1 protein-coding gene is annotated in these 2,143 nt (G+C 70.8%); it reads right to left on the reverse strand.

The genetic code is table 11. From position 1 onward, the window contains the following. Positions 1–247: 247 nt before the first annotated feature. Positions 248–2,143: ATP-binding protein (locus HOQ08_RS03280; protein ID WP_291191574.1), on the reverse strand; the 1,896-nt coding region annotated here is incomplete at its 5' end.

Here is a 2,143-nt window from a genome sequence, read left to right on the forward strand (position 1 = left end):
TTCGGCTGCTGCTGGCCGCCCTTGCCCTTGCCTTCGTCCTTGCGATCCTGCTCGCGCTGGATGTCGCGCTGCTTGTCGGCGGTGGCATCGGTCGCCGGCCGCGTGTTGTCCCTGGCACTCGGTTTGTCGTCCATGGAGGCTCCTTCGTTCACGACGGACCATGATGGACAACGGCGAGCGGGACGGCTGTCAACAGGCGCGGCGCGCCATTGTCGGAGCACGCCGACAGCGCCGGGATCGGGAGCGGCTAGCGGCCGCTGAGTTCGAGGAGGCGCGCCGGGTCGACCGGCTTGGTCCAGTGGTGATCGAAGCCGGCTTCGGCGGCCAGCTGCTTGTCCTGCTGCTGTCCCCAGCCTGTGAGCGCGATGAGGATCGGCTGCCGCACGCCCTCGAGCTTGCGGATGCGGCGCGCGGCCTCGTATCCATTGAAGTCGGGCAGGCCGATGTCCAGCAGCACGACGTCGGGGCGGAACTCGCGCGTCTTCTCGACCGCGCCCATGCCGTCGCTGGCGACGGCGACCTCGTTGCCGGCCATCTGCAGCAGCTCGGCCACCGTGTTGGCGGCGTCCTCGTTGTCGTCGACCACGAGGATGCGGCGCGCGGCGGTGGTGGGCGGCGGCGGCGTGGGCTCGGCCGCGGTGCGCGCGTTCGGCGACGGACCGCTGCTGGCGCCGTCGTCGGTCTTCGGCAGGTGCACGGTGAACTCGCTGCCCTTGTCGAGGCCCGGGCTGTGCGCCTCGACCCGTCCACCATGCAGGCGCACCAGGCCGTCCACCAGCGACAGGCCGATGCCCAGGCCGCCCTGGCGGCGCTCGGTGGGATGCGTCACCTGGGTGAACAGGCCGAACACCTTGCCCAGCATGTCGGGCTCGATGCCCGTGCCGTTGTCGCGGATGCGGACCACCAGCTCGCGTGGCTGCGACTCGATGACCACCTCGATGCGGCCGCCGCGGCGCGTGTACTTGGCCGCGTTGTTCAGGAGGTTGGAGAACACCTGCGCCAGCCGGGCCGCGTCGGCCACCAGGTGCGTGGGCGCGTCGGGATACGAGATCGACAGCTTGTGGTGCGCGGCCTCGATGTGCGGCCGGCTCATCTCCACCGCCGCATTGATGATGTGGACCAGGTTGGTCCGCTCCTTCTTCAGCTCGATCTTGCCGGTGGTGATGCGCGACACGTCCAGCAGGTCGTCCACCAGCCGCGCGAGCTGGCCCACCTGGCGTTCCATGATGCCGCCCACCTGCTCGATGCGCGCCGGGTCGCCGCGGGATTTCTTGATGATCGACAGGCCGTTCCAGATCGGCGCGAGCGGGTTGCGCAGTTCGTGCGCCAGCGTGGCGAGGAACACGTCCTTCGCGCGGTCGGACTCCTTCATCGCCAGCAGCAGCTGCGCGTTCTCGATCGCCACCGCGGCGCGGCGCGCCAGGTCCTCGGCCAGCGCGAGATCCTCGCTCTCGTAGCGCCGCCCCGATTCGGCGGTGACGAACGTCAGCACGCCCATCGTGCGGCCGCGCGCATTGAGCGGCGCGCCGATGTACGACCGCAGGCCCAGCTGCTTGAGCATGTCCAGCGGCTCGGGGGCGGAGGCGCGTGCCTCCAGCACGTCCTCGGTGATCACCGGCACCAGGATGCCCTTGCCCGAGCGCAGCACGCTCCACGTGCCGACCGGGCTCTCGGGATCGGGCGGGTAGCGGCGGTGCAGGTCGTGCGCGAGATGCACCTTCGCGGGATCGACGTGGGCGGCCGCCACGCGGTGCAGGCGGCCATCGGGCAGCAGCAGGTCGATGGCGCACCAGTCGGCGAACTGCGGCACCGCCAGCCGCGCGATGCGGTCCAGCGTGGTCTGGTAGTCGGCCACGCCCGCCAGTTCGGCGCTGGCCTGCGCGAGGAACTCCAGGTCCAGTTCGTTGTGCTTGCGGCGCGTGATGTCCTGGCACACGCCCGCCATCGTCACCGGCCGGCCGCTGGCATCGCGCTTGACCCGGCCGCGCGCCTCCAGCCAGTGCAGGGTGCCATCCGGCCACACCACGCGGTACTCGAGGCGGTGCCAGCCGGTGCCTGCGATGGAGCGCTCCAGCGCTTCGATGACACGATCGCGGTCTTCGGGATGGAGGATGGCCTGGTACGCGGCGCGATCGGGTGTCGG

The organism is Frateuria sp. (assembly GCF_013362045.1).
Lineage (GTDB): Bacteria > Pseudomonadota > Gammaproteobacteria > Xanthomonadales > Rhodanobacteraceae > Frateuria_A.